The organism is Bacteroidota bacterium (genome assembly GCA_016213405.1).
GTDB lineage: Bacteria > Bacteroidota > Bacteroidia > Palsa-948 > Palsa-948 > Palsa-948.
Genome location: JACRAM010000118.1, coordinates 13,904 through 31,962, shown reverse-complemented (window position 1 = coordinate 31,962; position 18,059 = coordinate 13,904). Strand labels below are relative to the sequence as shown.

Annotated in this window: 15 protein-coding genes and 1 other RNA gene; 14 read left to right on the top strand and 2 right to left on the bottom strand. The window is 38.6% G+C overall.

Going from position 1 to position 18,059, the window contains the following annotated elements:
• The 3 genes from HY841_14730 to HY841_14720 form a co-directional block, all read left to right on the top strand.
• Positions 1-1,258: gliding motility-associated C-terminal domain-containing protein (locus HY841_14730; protein ID MBI4932011.1), on the top strand; the 1,258-nt coding region annotated here is incomplete at its 5' end.
• Between the two features lie 134 nt (positions 1,259-1,392).
• The gene (locus HY841_14725; GenBank protein ID MBI4932010.1) at positions 1,393-2,436 is read left to right on the top strand and encodes a T9SS type A sorting domain-containing protein; all 1,044 of its coding nucleotides are present in this window, start codon (positions 1,393-1,395) and stop codon (positions 2,434-2,436) included.
• 303 nt (positions 2,437-2,739) lie between these two features.
• Entirely contained in the window at positions 2,740-3,066 is a 327-nt protein-coding gene (locus HY841_14720; protein MBI4932009.1) for a hypothetical protein, read from the top strand.
• A gap of 24 nt (positions 3,067-3,090) precedes the next feature.
• On the opposite strand, the gene HY841_14715 is transcribed toward HY841_14720, so the two are convergent.
• Positions 3,091-3,459, bottom strand: a complete 369-nt coding sequence (locus HY841_14715) for a DMT family protein (GenBank protein MBI4932008.1) — start codon at positions 3,457-3,459, stop codon at positions 3,091-3,093.
• A 61-nt stretch (positions 3,460-3,520) separates the two neighbouring features.
• Here HY841_14715 and HY841_14710 point away from each other — a divergent pair, with 61 nt between their 5' ends.
• Both HY841_14710 and HY841_14705 read left to right on the top strand, forming a co-directional pair.
• Positions 3,521-4,558 (top strand): quinone-dependent dihydroorotate dehydrogenase, encoded by a 1,038-nt coding sequence (locus tag HY841_14710; GenBank protein MBI4932007.1) that lies wholly within the window; start codon positions 3,521-3,523, stop codon positions 4,556-4,558.
• Between the two features lie 134 nt (positions 4,559-4,692).
• Positions 4,693-5,436, top strand: coding sequence for a hypothetical protein (locus HY841_14705; GenBank protein ID MBI4932006.1), 744 nt, complete (start codon positions 4,693-4,695; stop codon positions 5,434-5,436).
• 6 nt (positions 5,437-5,442) lie between these two features.
• On the opposite strand, the gene ffs is transcribed toward HY841_14705, so the two are convergent.
• An RNA gene (ffs, locus tag HY841_14700) (signal recognition particle sRNA small type) lies at positions 5,443-5,541 on the bottom strand.
• A 137-nt stretch (positions 5,542-5,678) separates the two neighbouring features.
• Here ffs and HY841_14695 point away from each other — a divergent pair.
• The 9 genes from HY841_14695 (at position 5,679) to HY841_14655 (ending at position 17,778) form a co-directional block, all read left to right on the top strand.
• Complete coding sequence (locus HY841_14695) at positions 5,679-6,617, top strand: glycosyltransferase (protein ID MBI4932005.1); 939 nt, start codon at positions 5,679-5,681, stop codon at positions 6,615-6,617.
• Between the two features lie 18 nt (positions 6,618-6,635).
• Positions 6,636-7,724, top strand: a complete 1,089-nt coding sequence (locus HY841_14690) for a glycosyltransferase family 9 protein (protein ID MBI4932004.1) — start codon at positions 6,636-6,638, stop codon at positions 7,722-7,724.
• A 46-nt stretch (positions 7,725-7,770) separates the two neighbouring features.
• Positions 7,771-8,892, top strand: a complete 1,122-nt coding sequence (locus tag HY841_14685) for a glycosyltransferase (protein ID MBI4932003.1) — start codon at positions 7,771-7,773, stop codon at positions 8,890-8,892.
• A gap of 44 nt (positions 8,893-8,936) precedes the next feature.
• Positions 8,937-9,959 carry a toxin-antitoxin system YwqK family antitoxin gene (locus HY841_14680; GenBank protein ID MBI4932002.1) on the top strand — a complete coding sequence of 341 codons (1,023 nt, stop codon included), beginning with the start codon at positions 8,937-8,939 and terminating at the stop codon, positions 9,957-9,959.
• A complete protein-coding gene (mnmA, locus tag HY841_14675) occupies positions 9,956-11,053 on the top strand; it encodes a tRNA 2-thiouridine(34) synthase MnmA (protein MBI4932001.1) in 1,098 nt (365 codons plus the stop codon). The genes HY841_14680 and mnmA overlap by 4 nt, the downstream gene beginning before the upstream one ends.
• Positions 11,050-11,769 carry a hypothetical protein gene (locus tag HY841_14670; GenBank protein ID MBI4932000.1) on the top strand — a complete coding sequence of 240 codons (720 nt, stop codon included), beginning with the start codon at positions 11,050-11,052 and terminating at the stop codon, positions 11,767-11,769. Before mnmA ends, HY841_14670 begins: the two co-directional genes overlap by 4 nt.
• Positions 11,759-13,423, top strand: a complete 1,665-nt coding sequence (locus HY841_14665; GenBank protein MBI4931999.1) for a S8 family serine peptidase — start codon at positions 11,759-11,761, stop codon at positions 13,421-13,423. The genes HY841_14670 and HY841_14665 overlap by 11 nt, the downstream gene beginning before the upstream one ends.
• Positions 13,424-13,809: 386 nt before the next feature.
• Positions 13,810-15,243, top strand: a complete 1,434-nt coding sequence (locus HY841_14660) for a T9SS type A sorting domain-containing protein (GenBank protein MBI4931998.1) — start codon at positions 13,810-13,812, stop codon at positions 15,241-15,243.
• Between the two features lie 12 nt (positions 15,244-15,255).
• A complete protein-coding gene (locus tag HY841_14655) occupies positions 15,256-17,778 on the top strand; it encodes a tail fiber domain-containing protein (protein MBI4931997.1) in 2,523 nt (840 codons plus the stop codon).
• The last annotated feature ends 281 nt before the right edge of the window (positions 17,779-18,059 follow it).

Below are 18,059 nucleotides of genomic sequence, written 5' to 3'. Positions count from 1 at the left end.
GTGCAGCGGCACCGCAACAGTTACTGTAACTTCAACAAGCGTATTAGCAGCCACGGCAACCGCAACGCCAACAAACTGCATTGCGAATGTTGGCACAGCAACTGCGAATCCAACAGGAGGAACTGCGCCCATAACTTATGCGTGGAGCACAGCGCCTCCACAAAATTCTCAAACTGCCACCGGGCTGGGAGCCGGAACTTATTCAGTAACCATAACAGATGCCAACGGATGTTCAACAACTGTTGCCACAACTGTTACTGCGCCTAACGGAATAACTTCAGTTACGGCCACTTCTACACAAGCAAGCTGTAATGGTTTGAGTGATGGAACAGCAACAGCCTCTCCAACAGGTGGAACAGTTCCTTATACTTATTTATGGAACAATAATCAAACTACTCAAATGGCAACGGGGCTTGCAGCCGTAACATATTCTGTTACTGTTTCCGATGCCAACGGATGTACATTTCCGGCAACTGTTCCTGTTGCCGAACCTCTTCCCATCCTTACCTCTTTTTCTTCTGTAGCAGATACATGCGGCAAGAAAATCGGAAGTGCAACTACTACTCCAACAGGCGGAACACCTCCTTATACTTATTTATGGCTGGTGAATCCTTCCCAGTCTACACAAGCAATAGCCGGACTTTATTCAGGAATCTACACTTGCGTTGTTACTGATGCCAACGGGTGCAATGTGAGCAGTTCGGCAACTGTCGCAAATATTCCGGGACCCAGCGCAAACTTCATAGCAAATCCGCAGGTGGTTAACATTCTCAGTTCCAATGTAACATTCATTGATTTGTCGGCTTCCAACATAATAACATGGGCATGGAGTTTTGGCGATGGCGGAAATTCAGTCGTTCAAAATCCGCATTACACCTATCAGAGCGAAGGAACTTTTCTGGTCACGCTCATTGTCACCAATGCATCCGGATGCAACGACACCACAGAGCAAACCGTTATTGTAGAAGGCTATTCCACCATATATGTTCCCAATACTTTTACTCCAAACAATGACGGGCTGAATGAGGTTTTCGCTCCGCAGTTTTCAAGAATTGACGAACAAAATTATTCAATGATGATTTTTGACCGGTGGGGCAATCTGGTTTTCAAAACAACCAATGTGAGGGATTACTGGGACGGAAAAGTTCACAGGAGCGGAGACCTGGTGCAGGAAGATATCTATGTGTATGTGATTACCTATCACGATTTGAAAAAAGCCGAACACAAACTTATCGGCAACGTGAATGTGGTGAAATAGCAGTTACTCGCAAGCGGACTATATTTCATTCGCTTGTCAACTCCCTCTCCCTTCCCCCTTAATAAAGGGGGATTAAGGGGGATGTCTGGAGGTGGCAATGAGGTCGCAACAGAGAAATTACTAATCACGGATAAATGAAAAAACTACTCCTTCTCTCAGCAGTTTTGCCATTGACAAGTAAGTGGAAGAATAAAGTAAAATATTGTTTTTCAAATACTTTCATTAATCGTCCCCAAAGCGCAACCATTGTCAATTTGAACGGTTTGATTTTATTAGTAACACTCGGCTTGACAGTTGCGCACGGTCAGACAACTTTTAACTCGTTAGTAGACACTAATTCTTCTTGGAGTTATTACAATGATTATTCGTTTGGATTCTCATATGGTTGGAGCACTTATTATTATTTCTTCAAAGGAGACACAACTATAAATTCTGTTTCATATAAAAAACTATACAGACAAGATTCCACAATGGGGGCAATTTATCAAGGTGGGTTGACAGAAGATTCTCTCACTAAAAAAGTTTATATGAATCAAAGCGGAAATGTTTTTCTTCTTTACAACTTCTCAGCAAATGTTGGAGACACAGTAATGACAATCGGTTTCGGAATGGGACAACCTGCAATCGTAGACAAAATTGATTCCATTCAATTACAAGATGGCACTTATAGAAAACTATTTCATTCTATCACTTCAGGCGTATCCCCTTTGGACAGTTTCGCATTTTATACAATTGATGGAATAGGAAATCTGCAAGAGTTGTTGGGATTAAATTATACTGAACAATCATGGACAATCTTATGCTACAAATACAATGACTCTTTACAATTTATCAATCCATTTAAAAATGCCTGCCATGTTCCTACATTCAATAACACAGGAATTAGCGAGTACAATTCTTCTTTTACAATATCAATTAATCCCAACCCCTTCTCAACCCAAACAACTCTGCAGATTGACCCCGTAGGAAATCTTTCCAACGGGGCAGGCATTCCTTTACACAACGCAACCCTCACCATTTACAATTCATTCGGGCAGGCAGTAAAGCAAATAAAAAACATTTCGGGGCAAACAGTTACTCTCACGCGCGATAATCTTCCAGGCGGGTTGTATTTTTTTCGCATCACACAAGACAATAAAACAATCACAACAGATAAATTAGTAATCACCGACAATTAACTTGTTTGTCTTAGAGCGTTCCCTGCTTTTCTGAACCCGATAGTTTCTTTTATTCAACCAATCGTTTCTTTCATTCAACTGGTAGTTTCTTTCATTAACCTAATCGTTTCTTTTATTCAACTGATAGTTTCTTTCCTGAAAGCGATTGTTGCTTACGTGAACCCGATAGTTGATTTTATTAACCTGTTCGTTTCTTTTATTAAAGCAATAGTTTCTTTTATGAAACCGATAGTTTACAATCAATGCAACTTTGGCACATAATTTGACATATCTAAGGCAATAAGGTTTGAAAAACCATTTGTCATGGACATTCATATAGGAAACACGATTGAAAAACTACTTCGCCAAAAGCAGATGAGCGTTCGCGAGTTAGCCACTCAGATCAACTACACGCCTCAGGCAGTTCACCGCATCCTGAAGCGGGATTTGATAGACCCTTACTTGCTCGAAGCGATTTCAAAAGCGCTTGACCATAATCTTTTTCAATACGTGTATCTTCCTCCGAAAGAAATCATTCAACAAAACGAAAGCGATGAAATAAAAATCCTCCGCAAAGAAATGGAAGACCTGAAAAAAGAAAATGGCTACCTGAAGGAGATTAATGAATTGCAAAAAAAGAGGAAGAAATAATGCAGCGCGGCAAAGCAGGCGTGCCTATTTCTTAAACACAAAATACACCGCCAGCACCAGAAACACAAATCCCACAAGGTGATTCCATTTCAGCATTTCGTTTTTGAAAAAGATAAGAAGGAATCCTGAGAAAACCACCAGCGTAATCACTTCCTGAATTACTTTTAGCTGAACCAAACTGAATGGGCCGCCATTTCCTTCATAGCCGATTCTGTTTGCAGGCACTTGAAAGAAATATTCAAACAGCGCAATTCCCCAGCAGATGAGAACGATGGTGATAAGCCCAGCGTTTTGAAACCAGTTCAATTCTTTAAACTTTAAATGTCCGTACCAGGCAAGAGTCATGAATGTGTTTGAAAGAATAAGAAACCCGATGGTATAAAATGTTTTCATATTTTTTTGTTTTGGATATGCAAAATTATGAGAATCAGAATTACTCGTAAATTTGTCGCTGATGTATAAATTCATCTTCCGCCCGATTCTTTTTCTTTTCCCTCCCGAAGCCACTCACCATCTCGTTGTTTTTCTTTTGAAAATATCTTTTTGGATTCCCGGAAAATCATGGTTGCTCAAAAGCTTATACTGCGTAAATGATAAGCGGCTGAAAAAAAATCTTTTCGGTATTACATTCGAAAACCCCGTTGGTCTTGCTGCTGGTTTCGACAAGGATGCGAAATTTTTTGACGAAATGGCAACTCTTGGTTTCGGTTTTATTGAAGTGGGAACAGTAACGCCAAAACCCCAGCCGGGAAATGAAAAGCCAAGATTGTTCCGCCTGCCGATGGATGAAGCATTGATAAACCGGATGGGATTTAATAACGATGGAGTGGAAGCAATGGTAGAACGGTTGAAGAAAAGAAAAAACTTTAAATTAATTATCGGAGGAAATATCGGCAAGAACAAAATCACTCCGAATGAAAACGCGCTCACAGATTATGAATACTGCTTTGAAAAACTTTATCACTATGTAAATTTCTTTGTGGTGAATGTTTCTTCTCCAAATACTCCCGGCCTGCGCGAATTGCAGGAGAAAGAACCGCTGAAGAAAATCCTTTCCAGATTAAAGCAGCTCAATGCTCAAAGGGGAAATCCAAAACCAATTCTTTTAAAAATTGCTCCCGACTTAACGAATGAACAACTTGATGATATCATTGAAATCGTCCGCGAAACAAAAATTGATGGCTTGGTTGCCACCAACACAACAATCTCAAGAGACAATCTCACTTCTCACTTCTCACTTCTCACTTCTATCGGTGCCGGAGGTTTAAGCGGCAAGCCGTTGGCAAAACGTTCCACCGAAGTAATAAAATATCTTTCAGATAAAAGCGGCAAGAGTTTTCCTATCATCGCCTCGGGTGGAATTCATTCTGCTGAAGATGCGATTGAAAAATTAAACGCTGGAGCTTCTCTTGTGCAGATTTATACAGGATTTATTTATGAAGGACCATCCCTCGTTAAAAAAATCTGTAAAGGAATATTGAATACGTATTAGTTCCTTAAGATCAAATGGCGAACTTTAAACGAATATTTTTTTGCCTGATGTCTCTTGTCTGTTGCTTGCTGTTTTTTTCTTCCTGCTCTTCTTATTTAAGTATAGAAAAAAGAAAATACAGAGATGGATTTTATGTGGAACAGAACATTTTTCAATCCAAGTCAAAACAAGAAAGTAAGAAAGCTCTATTGAAACAACCTGAAGATTCAGATTTTATTTCTATCAATTCACTTGAAGTTGCTGCAGAGATTAATAGTGGCGACTCAGGTTTGGGAATTATTTCTTCTAATCAGAATCGTAGCAATTCTAAATACTTATATTTCACTACTAAATACTTCTCTGCTGATACTCTTATTAAAAAAGAAAACAAAACAAAGAATGAAGGTCATAAGAATATTGATAAACATCGGAATACTTCAAAGATTCTGGTGTTTTCTTTTGTAACTGCTTTGCTTCTTACTGGAATATTCCTGACATTTTTATTTGACTATGCATTATTTTTTGTTTTGTTTGGATTGACAGCTCTTGTAGTTGCATTGATATATTCTTCATTGAGGAAACTGCCAGATAAAGATCTGCCACCTAAGTTTGATGAAAGAAAAGATACAACAAAAGATAATAGAAAAACTCCTGTTGTAGCTATGATAGGATTTTCTCTTGGACTTTTGTCTTGCGCTTCACTTATTTTTTTCTTTGGAGTAATAACTATTTTTTCCTCTCTTATCGGTGCGCTTTTTTCTGTAGATGCAATTCAGAGAATAAAAAATAATAAAATCAACTATGACGGAATGGGCTTTGCCGTTGCCGGCTTTGTATTAAACATTATATGTATGGTATTCATTTTATACCTGCTAGGGTATTTAGCCTTTTACTATTGAAATAAAAAAGGGTAAGCTTGCTGCAGCGCACCGCTCAACCATTTTATCTTTGCTTCCTTCCGGACCTGGAGAGTTCAACAGGAGCTGGTCGTACAGGGCTTACCCGTGAGCGAAGATAAAATGAATATCGAATAATGAACAAGGAATTTAGAATGGCGAAGTAATGCAATAGAACATTCGAATGTTCGTTATTCAAATGTTCAAATGTTCTGATATTCTATTAACTATTAACTTTGCTCTCCATGAATCTCTCCCTCGTTATCCCTCTTCTCAACGAAGAAGAATCTTTGCAGGAACTGTCTGATTGGATTATGCGCGTTTGTTCCGCACATAATTTTTCTTACGAAGTTCTTTTCGTTGATGACGGCAGCCGTGATGGTTCGTGGAAAAAGATTGAAGAGATTTCATCGCGGAATAATAATGTGAAGGGAATCCGATTCAGAAGAAATTACGGAAAATCTGCTGCATTACAGGTTGGGTTTGAAGTTGCTCAGGGAGATGTGGTTATTACAATGGATGCCGATTTGCAGGATTCGCCCGATGAAATTCCTGAACTATATAAAATGATTACGAAGGATAATTTTGATTTGGTTTCCGGCTGGAAGAAAAAACGCTACGATCCAATTACGAAAACTATTCCTACAAAAATTTTCAACTGGGCAACCCGGAAAATGTCTGGCATACAACTCCATGATTTTAATTGCGGGCTTAAAGCATATAAGAATGAAGTGGTGAAAAATGTTGATGTCTATGGCGAGATGCACCGCTACATTCCGGTTCTTGCTGGATGGGCTGGATTCAGAAAAATAGGTGAAAAAGTTGTTACGCATCAGAAAAGAAAATATGGTACAACGAAATTTGGACTGGAAAGATTCATAAACGGATTTCTTGATTTGCTTTCCATCGGTTTTGTTACAAAGTTCGGTAAACGACCTATGCATTTATTCGGACTGCTTGGCACTATAATTTTCTTTTTCGGATTTGTAGTTGCCTGTTATCTCGCATATCTGAAATTTGGTCTCGGCATTGTGAAAATGACTGACCGCCCGCTTTTCTATTTTGGGTTGCTGGCAATGATTATCGGTACGCAATTATTTCTCACCGGATTCATTTCAGAACTAATTGTTCGCCATTCTCCCGATAAAAACAAATACCAAATAGAAAAGAAGGTCGGATTGTAATCAGAGTAATTCGTGTCTATGAAGTTATCCGAAATAAAATTTGACTGCAGACATTTTAAAGGAGAAATTCCCTGCATTCCCAATAAGTTGCGAGATAAAATTTGTTCTTCCTGTGACGAGTATGAAAAAATAGAAACACGGATTCTGATTATCAAACTCGGAGCGATTGGAGATGTGATACGCTCCACGCCTTTGCTTGTCCGCTTCAAAAAAGATTTTCCATCTCCGCACATTACATGGATTACCCACACACCTGAAATTTTACCGAAAGACTGGATAGATGAAATTTACCGTTTTGATTTTGCTTCTGTATATAAAATTGAGAATACTGAATATGATATTGCTGTAAACCTCGATAAAGATAAGGAATCCTGCATGCTTTTACAGAACGTGAATGCTAAAAGAAAGTTTGGCTTCATCTGGAATAACAATCATACTTCAATTGCAACACCCGATGCAGAGCATAAACTCATCACGGGTGCATTTGATAACATTTCAAAGGAAAACACAAAAAATTACCTGGAAGAAATTTTTGAAATCTGCGATATGAAGTTCAGTAATGAACCGTATCTTTTGAATTTTGATTCTAAACTTGCAGAGAAATTCAAATATATAAAAGAGAAAGCCGGAAAGAAAAAAATTATCGGACTTAATACCGGCTGTGGCAAACGCTGGCAAACCCGCCTCTGGCCCGAAGAGTACTGGATCGAGCTAATTAAAAAATTACAATCAGAAAATTATTTTCCTCTTTTGCTTGGTGGACCCGATGAAGATGTGATGAATAAAAAATATACTGCTTCAACTGGAGCTTTTTACCCCGGCACTTTTTCTTTGCATGAATTTATTGCTCTTTCATCTGTTTGCGATTGTATTCTCACTGCTGTTTCCATGATGATGCACATAGCGATTAGTTTGAAGAAGCCGCTTATTCTTTTCAATAATATTTTCAACAGGCACGAATTTTATTTGTATAACAACGGAGTAATTATAGAGCCGACTTCTGGATGTGATTGCTATTATGGAAACTCCTGCAAGCGCGAAAGGCATTGTATGAAAGATATATCTGTTGAAACTATATTCTCTTCAATCAAAAATCTTGTAAAATGATTTCGGCTGTTTTATTCATCATTTGTCATTCGTCATTCGTCATTTAATGAAGATTGCTTTTCTTTCTCCTTTTTATCCATTCCGAGGTGGAATTGCCCAGTTCAGCGATTCATTGCTTGCCGGTTTGCAGGAAAAGAATGAAGTCAAAACTTTTTCATTTAAAAGACAATACCCCGGATTATTTTTCCCAGGTTCATCGCAATATGTTTTAAAAGATGAATCTCAAAGGTCTGTTCAAACGGAATTTATTCTGGACAGCATTAATCCTTTTACTTATTCTAAAACAGCCAATGAAATTATCAGGTATAATTCCGATCTGTCGTTGATGAGTTACTGGATGCCGTTTTTTGCTCCTTCGCTCGGTTGCGTAGCCCGTCACGTGAGGAAAAAAGGAAAGAAAGTCATTTCGATTTTGCACAACGTGATTCCCCATGAAAAAAGATTTTTTGATTCTACTCTCACAAAATATTTTTTAAAACATAATGATGCGTTTATATTGCTGAATAAAAAGTCAGAAAATGATTTGTTATCAATTTACCCTAAAGCAAAATTTATCACACAACCTCACCCGATATATAATCATTATGGAGAAAAACAAAATCAGGATGAAGCAAAAAGAAAATTAAATATTCCTTTGGAGAAGAAAATTATTCTCTTTTTTGGATTCATCCGCGATTACAAAGGGCTTGACCTTCTGATTGATGCCGTTTCTAAACTCAGCGATGAATATGTGCTTCTGATTGCCGGGGAAGTGTATGGTTCGTTTGAAAAATATAATCAGCAGATAGAAAAACTTGGAATTCAAAAAAAAGTTTCTCTGCACGCCCGCTATATTGCAAATAGTGAAGTGCCCTTATTTTTTTCTGCAGCGGATGTTTGTGTCCTGCCCTACAAATCGGCCACGCAAAGCGGCATAACTTCTATCGCCTATCATTTTGAATTACCGCTTATCGCAACAAATATTGGCGGATTGAAAGAAACCATCTACCATAATAAGACAGGCATAATTATTGACTTGCCTGATTCAATGCTAATTGCAGAGGCGATTAAAAATTATTTCTTGCAGAATTTGAAATCTAAATTCCAGGACGAAATAAAATTGCTGAAAAATCAATTATCGTGGAGTAATTTGGCAAATGCAATAATAGAGTTCAGTAAATCGTTATAGGTAAAAACAAAACAATCTCCCTTTTCTTCGTATCTTCGTTTAATATGTTTCGAATAATTTTTTTATCTATAGTTTGTCTGGCTTGCTCAAGCAATATTTTTTCTCAGCCATCTCTTAACCAAATGGATGCTAAAGGAAAAAAGCAAGGTAAGTGGATAAAAAAAGATGCAAATGGCAGGCCCATTTATGAGGGAACCTTCAAAGACGACAAACCGGTTGGCGAATTCAAATATTATTATGATACCGGAGAATTAAAGTCTGACATGATGTTTTCTGAAAATAGCAGTGTCTGCAGAACAAAACATTACTTCCCTGAGGGCATATTAATGGCTGAAGGAAAATACGTTAATGAAAAACGAGACAGTATCTGGAAATTCTATAATGCACCTAATGCCTTGATTTCGGAAGAAACATATATGAATGGAAAAAAGAACGGAGTAGAAAAAAATTACAGTCCGCAAGGAATAGTAATTGAAGAAAAAAATTGGAAGGATAGTGTTCAGCATGGAGCATTCAAAAAATATTATGAGGATGGCAGTGTGCAGGAAGAAGGAGTTTACAATACAGGATTTCTTGAAGGAGAAGTTAAGTTTTATTTTCCCGGAGGAAAAATCGCCATGACTGGAATGTATCAGCATTCACTAAAGCATGGAAAATGGGTGCAATACAATAACAAAGGTCAGGTTGAACTTGTAGAAAATTATAATCTTGGTGATTTGTACGGATATTACGCAGAGTGGTATGAAAAAGACGGCACTCCAAAACTGAAAGGAGAATACAAGCAAGGGAAAAAGAATAATAAGTGGACGTATTTTGATGAGAAAGGAAAACTGGAAAAAGATTCAACATTTTTTGTTGGCTATATTAATGGAATGTGCACGGAATATTATTCAGATGGAAAGAAAAAAAATGAAACTAATTATTACCTCAGTCATCCTACTGGAAAAAGGATGGAATGGGACGAAAATGGCAATGTGATTAAAGAAGAAAATTATAAATCAATTGATGAGATCAAAAAGCAAATGATTCAAGAAGAAAAAGAAAAAAAGAAAAAGCGGGAAGAATGAAAAAGGGCAGAGTGTTGGTTGCAATGAGCGGAGGAATTGATAGCTCCATGGCTGCGCTTTTTCTTCACGAGCAGGGATATGAAGTGATTGGTATCACAATGAAAACATGGGACTATGCTTCTGCCGGTGGTTCAAAAAAAGAAACCGGCTGTTGCAGTCTCGATTCAATCAATGACGCAAGAACAATATCTGTTACTTATGGATTTCCGCATTATGTTTTGGATTTGAGAGAAGAATTTGGCGAATCCATCATTAATAATTTTGTAGAAGAATATCTGGCTGGCAGAACACCAAATCCCTGCGTGCTTTGCAACACCTATATTAAATGGGATGCGCTTCTCAGACGAGCTGATCAATTGAATTGCGAATTTATTGCGACTGGGCACTATGCCCGTACCCGCTATGAACATGGAAGATATATTTTGTCAAAAGGATTAGATGATACAAAAGATCAGTCGTATGTTCTTTGGGGATTATCTCAGGAAAGTTTGAAGAGAACCATTTTCCCGCTGGCAAATCTTACAAAGAAAGATGTCAGAAAAATTGCGATTGAAAAAGGTTTTCCGGAACTGGCTAATAAAAGCGAGAGTTATGAAATTTGCTTCATTCCCGATAACGACTACCGCGGGTTTTTAAGAAGAAAAGTTGCAGACATTGACAGAAGAGCCGGTGAAGGTGATTTTATTTTTGCTGATGGAACAGTTGTCGGAAAACACAAAGGATATCCGTTTTATACTATCGGACAGCGAAAAGGCTTGGAGATTGCTGTTGGAGAGCCCATGTATGTTACAAAAATAAATCCTGATACAAATACAGTTACTTTAGGTACTATTGAAGATGTGAAAGAACAGAAGATGACAGTAAAAAAAATAAATTTGATTAAGTATGACCGTCTGCCTGAAAATTTTCAAGCACTCACGAGAATCCGCCATAAAGATTCCGGAAAGATGAGCACAGCCAATCAGGTGGAAAATGATTCGGTAGAAGTCTTCTTTCATGAAAAAATTTCAGCCATTGCTCCCGGTCAGTCGGCAGTTTTTTATGATGGAGAAGATGTAGTCGGAGGAGGAATTATTGAAAAAGCAATTGAATGAAAAAAAATACGAACATATTTCTTTTTTTAGTTTTGGTTAGTGCAATAATTTTTTCCTGCAAAAAAGACAAACCGGTTGATGAGCCGGTAAATTTTGGTTACAATTATTTCCCCGAAGAAATTGGCAGGTATGTAATTTATCTGGTGGATTCTATGTGGCATGACAAGAATAACTTTGATACTACAATTCATTACCAGTTAATGGAAAAGATTACTGCAATCGCTCCTGATAATTCCGGAAGACCTACATTGAGAATCGAACGTTACTATAAATACTATAATCCAACTGTTCCGTATGATGCAATGAACTGGTCGGCACCGAGAGTTTGGACAGCAAATAAAACGCAAACAACTCTTGAGAAAAAAGAAGAAAACATCACGTATCTGAAACTTATTTTCCCTGTTCGTGAGGGAAAACTGTGGAATGGAAATGTTTATAATATTTTAGGAGAAAGAGATTACGAAATAGAATCTGCAGATAACCCTCTTACGATTAACAATATTTATTTTGATTCTGTTGCTGTGATTAAACAATTCGAGGAAATTAATCTTGTGAAATTTCAGGTGGAGAAAGAAAAATTTGCTCGCAATGTTGGTTTGATCTACAAGCAGAAAGATAGTTTGAGTCTTCAGCAGCACGATGCAAATGATAATCCTCCTTTTGATGATACAGTCGGCTATAAATACATTCAAAAAATAATTTCATATGGAAAATAAAATTACCCGCAGCAAGCTTTATGCTTTTTTATTTTTATCTCTTGTCTTCTGCCTTTTTACTTCTGACTTATTTTCCCAGTACACCAAATACTGGATTCAGTTTACAGATAAAATCGGAACGCCTTATACAACTTCCAACCCATCAGCATTTCTTTCTGCCAGATCTATTCAGCGCAGGATCAATCAGGGAATTGCTGTTGTTCAGAATGATTTGCCTATAACCCCTTCTTACATTAACAGTGTTACAGCCGTTCCCAACGTAACTCTAATCAACCGCTCAAAGTGGTTTAACGCCATTACTATTTATACGGCTGATACAAATGCGCTCAACACGATAAACAATTTTTCGTTCGTTTTGAACACAAAACCGGTTCAGCGTTATGGCAGGAAATTTGGAATTGAAGAAAATCCTTCTCCCTTTACTTCAACACTTAAAAATGGAAATCCAATACCTGCACAATACAATTATGGACCTTCTTACAACCAGATTAATATGATTGGCGGAGTTTGCCTGCATAACCAGGGATTTCACGGAGAAGGAATGGTCATTGCAATTCTTGATGCCGGGTTTTACAAAGCAGATTCTCTTTCTGTTTTTGATTCTCTCCGTCTGAACAATCAGATTCTTGGCACATGGGATTTTGTGGACAATGATACAATGGTCTACGATGCGCATCCGCATGGCTCGTGGGTGCTTTCTACATTAGGCGGAAATCTTCCCGGGCAAATTGTCGGCACCGCTCCGAAAGCCAACTACTGGCTCTTTCGCACTGAGCAGGCAGCAACCGAATATGTGATTGAAGAAGACAACTGGGTTTCAGGTGCTGAGTATGCTGATAGCGTTGGCGCAGATGTTTTATCTACTTCGCTTGGCTATACAGAATTTGATGACACCACGCAAAATCATACCTATGCCGATATGGATGGAAACACTGCGCGAATATCTATCGGCACTGACATGGCGGTGAGCAAAGGAATGTTTGCCGTTTGCAGCGCTGGAAATTCCGGCTGGTCTGCATGGCATTTTATTGGCGCTCCTGCTGATGCCGACAGCGTGCTTGCAGTGGGCGCAGTAGATTCATTGAAGAATTATGCCGGCTTTAGTTCTACAGGTCCGTCCTTTGACGGCAGAGTGAAACCCAATGTAGCCGCGCAGGGACAAGATGCGGTGGTGTCTGATCTTGCAACCGGAATTACTTATTTAAGCGGAACATCTTTTTCTGGTCCTATCACTGCCGGAGTGGTTGCCTGTTTATGGCAGGCGCATCCCACAGCAACCAACATGCAACTCTTTAACGCTATTGAACAGACAGCAAGCCAATACAACAACCCCGATTCATTGCTTGGCTATGGCATTTCTGATTTCTGTGCAGCAAATAATGCTCTTGGAGTTTTTGATAATGCCTCTTCTTCGCTGGAAATATTTAATGTTTACCCTAATCCGTTTCAAACAAACATTTCATTTTTAGTTCAAGGAACACATTCTAATATTCAAAGTTTACAAATAGACAATCTTTTGGGAGAAAAGGTTTTTCAAACAACGCTGAATTCTAAACAAGGAAACCTGAATTTATCTTTTTTGCCGCGTGGAGTTTATGTGTTGAGTGTAAAAGCAGAAGGAAGGAGTTATTCGTCAAAACTTGTGAAATATTAAAATAAGAATGTGGGCGCGCCCCTCGGAATTCCCCCTCAGCAAATGTTTCATCCCGTCTTTAGCGGGAGGGGGACACAGGGGGTTGTTGTTAAACGGGGAATGTCCTCGGGTCACGCTTTCCGTTCCAATCTTTGCGCATTGTCAGTTCGAGTAGCCGAAGGCGTATCGAGAACGCGCAAAGGATTTCCACTGCAATCGTTCGCGCAAACTCTCCCCCTTAATAAAGGGGGCGCACACGAAGTGGCGGGGGATGTTTGAAGAGGGATTAAGGGGGGATGTCTTGGGAGAAGGGACAAAGGGAAGGGGCAACCATGCGCCTGAAAATATATCCGAAATAATTTCGCAGTCACATAATTATTACCTACGTTTGTTCTATCATTTATGCAATGTCTACTCTCAAAAAATACCTGCTCGTAGTTTTCCTCGCCTCTTCTCCCTTTTGCTTTTCTCAAAACCCCGATATAAAACGTACTTACCATTGGTATTTTGGAAATGGTGCAGGAATAGATTTTAGCAGCGGAACAGCTGTTGCAGATACAAATGGCAAGTTGCATACTTACGAAGGATGCACTGTAATATCTGATACCGCAGGCAATCTTTTATTTTATACCGATGGCGATACAGTTTGGAATAAAAACCACCAGTCAATGCCCAATGGTACTGGCTTGATGGGATGCGGAAATTATGGAAGTACTGCTCAAGCGGCTTTAATTGTTCCTCATCCAGAAAATGATTCTTTATTTTACATTTTCACAAATGATTGTTGGAATAATAATGGTGCTGATGGATTCAGATATACTATAATAAACATAAAACTAAATTCTGGGTTAGGAGATGTGATTTCTAAAAATAATTTATTGTTTGCTCCAAGCATGGAATGTGTTGCAGCCACAAAAGGTGCTGATGGAAAAAGTGTGTGGATATTAACCCACGAATACAACACAAGCAATTTTTTATCTTATAAACTTGATAGTACAGGATTAAATATTACACCAATGATTTCTTCAATAGGAGTACCCTATACTGATTTAACGGCAGCAATAAAAATTTCTCCTAATGGTAAAAAATTAGCTTCATATAGTATAAATGGCATTACTTGTTTAAACGAATTATATGATTTTGATAATAATACTGGTTTGGTAAGTAATAGAATTGGCTTATATACCTTGTATTGTGGATTCTACCCTTGTTTTTCTCCTGACAACTCAAAGTTATATTTTACTTTTGGTAGCAATTATATTTCTCAATTTTGTTTGACGGGGAATAATGATTCTGTATCAATTAGTAACACATGGAATGTTATTATTAATAATCCTGATAGTTTAGAAGATTATGGTCAATTATCAATTGGACCAGATAGAAAAATATATATTGCCACTCTTTGGCAAGACTCTATTAGCATAATAAATCAACCCAATAAATATGGTTATCTTTCGGATGTTTTATCAAAAGTTATTTCATTGGAAGGCAAAGAGTGTGAATTAGGAATTCCTAATTTTATTGATGATTATTTTTATGATTCCACGCTTACTGCTGCGAATTGCGATTCTATAATTGGAATTTTTGAAAATACAAATTCGCTGCCATTTTTCATTTATCCCAATCCGGCAAGTCAAACAATATTTTTATACAGTGCTATTTCTTATTCCACAAATATTACACTAAAGATTTATAACTTACTTGGAACCTTGATAGCAGAACAAATCAATTATTCTTCCTTCGATGGAATAAGTATTTCTGACATTTCCAATGGTATTTACATAATTAAAATAGAAACTTCAACTAATGTATATTCTCAAAAACTAATTATTAACAATTAAAAACCAATAATTATGAAGAACACAATCAGACTGGCAATGAATATTGCAGTTGCAATATTTTGCCTCAGCAGCAAATTCACTTTTGCACAATGGAATCTGGCGCTTTTTCCAGATTACCGCACAGTTAATATTACTAGTGTAGGTATTGGACAATTTACTGTTGCAAATCGTCCACTTGCAGCACTACACGTTAATACAAATTTAACTCCAATTGATCCCAATTTCACCCGAGGCGAAGTCTTCCGCACCGATTGCCCAGCCAGCACCGCTGTTAATTTTATCACTGCATGGAGAATGTTCAATGGCGGCAATGCAAGAGGAATGATCTTCAACTGGGGCTTTAATCCCGTTGTGGTAGATAGAAATAATTTTTCTATTCAAGCCACAGGTGGCGATATGACCTTTCACACAGGCACACTCAACGCACAAGGCATTGCCTTAGAGCGCATGCGTATTCTTGCATCCAATGGCAATGTAGGCATTGGCACAGCCAACCCATTAGTTCAATTAGATGTGAACGGCTCGGTGAATGTAAAAAATGTTGCCCTGCCCGCTGTGTCGGGGTATCATATTGATACCGCTATTGTACTTGCTAATTACGGAATTCCTACAAATATTTTTGTCGGACCCGGTGCCGGAGCAAACAATGTGCCTCCGTCAACAGGAACGTATAATACTTTTTGTGGCTATAATGCCGGAGTAAATAATAAATTCGGGAATGATAATGTTATTCTCGGGAGCGGCAGCGCAGGGTATAACAGCGGGGTGTTCGCTGCGGATGATAGAAATATTTATATTGGCTTTAATGCCGCTTATACCACCCGCGGAAACGATAATGTTATTATTGGAGCAAATGCTAATTCCACCTATATTATTAATAATGCTGCTGCCATAGGTTCCAATGCCTACGTAACGCAGGATAACTCCTTAGTGCTCGGCAGCATTAATGGAATCAATGGCGCAATAGCCGATACAAAAGTGGGCATCGGCATCACCGCTCCAACCGCTCCGCTTGAAATTAATGCCGTCAGCGTCAATGCCAGCGGACTAAAGTTCACGCAACTTACATCTGCTTTTACTCCGGTTACTACAGCAACTAAATATTTAAGCGTTGACGGAACAGGCAATGTGATCTTAGTAAATGATGGCGGAGGAGTCGGAGGTAGTGGAGATGTAGTTGCCTGCACTTCACTTTCTGCTGCTGATCTGAATTTTGTTACTAAATGGACAAATACTTCTCCGAAAGAAATATGCAAGAGCCAGATTTTTGATAACGGAACCAATGTGGGAATAGGCACTACAACACCACTTTCTAAATTTCAAGTAACTTCTAATGGTAATTATTTTATGGGAGGGCAATTGACAGGAGGAACTGCACATAATGCAACTTTTGGATTAGATTATGCTGGCAGTGTGGCGTTTGTGAAAAACGGATCTCCTGCAAACACATCTGATTGGCTGGTAACTATTGGGCATGAAATTAACGGTACTGGCTCAATAAAAATATGGGATAATGGCGTTTATCCGATACTTTTATCTACTGCGTATTCAAGCGCTGTCAATGTAGGCAACACGCTTGGATTTGGAATCGGAACAGGACCTGCCGCTGACACCAGAACTCACATTAGAGGAACAGGCAATCCTGCCTCAAACACATATGCTTTGAAAGTTGATAATGCATGGCAAAATCCGCTTTTCTATGTGAGAGATGATGGTAAAGTGGGCATTGGAGTAGACCCTGTGTCCTCTTCATATATTCTAACTATCAGCGGCACTGCATTTTCAACCGCAACGGGTGTCTTGATGTCCGATGCAGCAATTAAAATAAATATTGATTCTATTGCAAACGCCCTTGCAATTATTACGCAACTAAAACCGCATAGCTATAATTTTAATACTGTAAACTATCCGTATATGAATTTACCATTGGGCAAACAATATGGACTTATTGGTCAGGAAGTAGAATCCGTTTTGTCCGATATTGTAAGTAATAATATTTATCCTGCGGTAAAAGATTCATTGGGAAACATAGTAGTTCCACCAACAAATTACAAAGGACTCAATTACACTGCCCTGATTCCTATTCTTATTCAAGGAATGAAAGAACAGCAGCAAACAATACAAAGTTTGCAGTCGGCAGTGGGCAGTTTGAAGTCAATCGTCAGCGAATGCTGCAGCACAAATGTAAAAACAACCAATCAACCATTCAACCAATCAACCATTACACTTTCTCTTCCCGATGCACCCGTTTTAGGAGATGCCCGACCAAATCCTAATTCCGGTTATGCCGAAATCCCCTACTACCTTCCCGAATTTCTCCCTTCTCCTGCAGGAGAAGGGTCGGGGATGAGGTCGGGTGGGGCTTCTATCATCTTCACCGACATGCTCGGCAGAACCATGCAGGAAAAAATTCTTACAGCAGGCTACGGCATCATCGGCATTGACACCAACGACTTGCCAAGCGGAACATATACCTACACCATGCTCCTGAACGGAAAAACCCTCGATACAAAAACAATGATTAAGACAAAATAAACACTCTCCCCATTGGGGGAGAGATGGAGAGGGGGTAAAGCAACAGGCAAAACAAAAGCCCGGCAAAAAATTGTCGGGCTTTTCCTTTTCATACTTCGATGAAATAATGCAATTTTTAAGGTTTGCAGGCAATCTCACCTCTCCGAAAGGAGTCCTTCGGACAACTTATAGCAATCTATCATTAACTTATGGCAATCTATCTTAAACTTATTACAATCTATGCTCAACTATAAGCAATCTATCTTCTCCGAAAGGAGTCCTTCGGACAACTTATTGCAATC

What these genes read in the sequence shown, in the direction of transcription:
- HY841_14725 (MBI4932010.1), top strand. Translation starts at nt 1,393, where the DNA reads ATGAAAAAACTACTCCTTCTCTCAGCAGTTTTGCCATTGACAAGTAAG.
- HY841_14720 (MBI4932009.1), top strand. Translation starts at nt 2,740, where the DNA reads ATGGACATTCATATAGGAAACACGATTGAAAAACTACTTCGCCAAAAG.
- HY841_14715 (MBI4932008.1), bottom strand. Translation starts at nt 3,459, where the DNA reads ATGAAAACATTTTATACCATCGGGTTTCTTATTCTTTCAAACACATTC.
- HY841_14710 (MBI4932007.1), top strand. Translation starts at nt 3,521, where the DNA reads ATGTATAAATTCATCTTCCGCCCGATTCTTTTTCTTTTCCCTCCCGAA.
- HY841_14695 (MBI4932005.1), top strand. Translation starts at nt 5,679, where the DNA reads ATGAATCTCTCCCTCGTTATCCCTCTTCTCAACGAAGAAGAATCTTTG.
- HY841_14690 (MBI4932004.1), top strand. Translation starts at nt 6,636, where the DNA reads ATGAAGTTATCCGAAATAAAATTTGACTGCAGACATTTTAAAGGAGAA.
- HY841_14685 (MBI4932003.1), top strand. Translation starts at nt 7,771, where the DNA reads ATGAAGATTGCTTTTCTTTCTCCTTTTTATCCATTCCGAGGTGGAATT.
- HY841_14680 (MBI4932002.1), top strand. Translation starts at nt 8,937, where the DNA reads ATGTTTCGAATAATTTTTTTATCTATAGTTTGTCTGGCTTGCTCAAGC.
- mnmA (MBI4932001.1), top strand. Translation starts at nt 9,956, where the DNA reads ATGAAAAAGGGCAGAGTGTTGGTTGCAATGAGCGGAGGAATTGATAGC.
- HY841_14670 (MBI4932000.1), top strand. Translation starts at nt 11,050, where the DNA reads ATGAAAAAAAATACGAACATATTTCTTTTTTTAGTTTTGGTTAGTGCA.
- HY841_14665 (MBI4931999.1), top strand. Translation starts at nt 11,759, where the DNA reads ATGGAAAATAAAATTACCCGCAGCAAGCTTTATGCTTTTTTATTTTTA.
- HY841_14660 (MBI4931998.1), top strand. Translation starts at nt 13,810, where the DNA reads ATGTCTACTCTCAAAAAATACCTGCTCGTAGTTTTCCTCGCCTCTTCT.
- HY841_14655 (MBI4931997.1), top strand. Translation starts at nt 15,256, where the DNA reads ATGAAGAACACAATCAGACTGGCAATGAATATTGCAGTTGCAATATTT.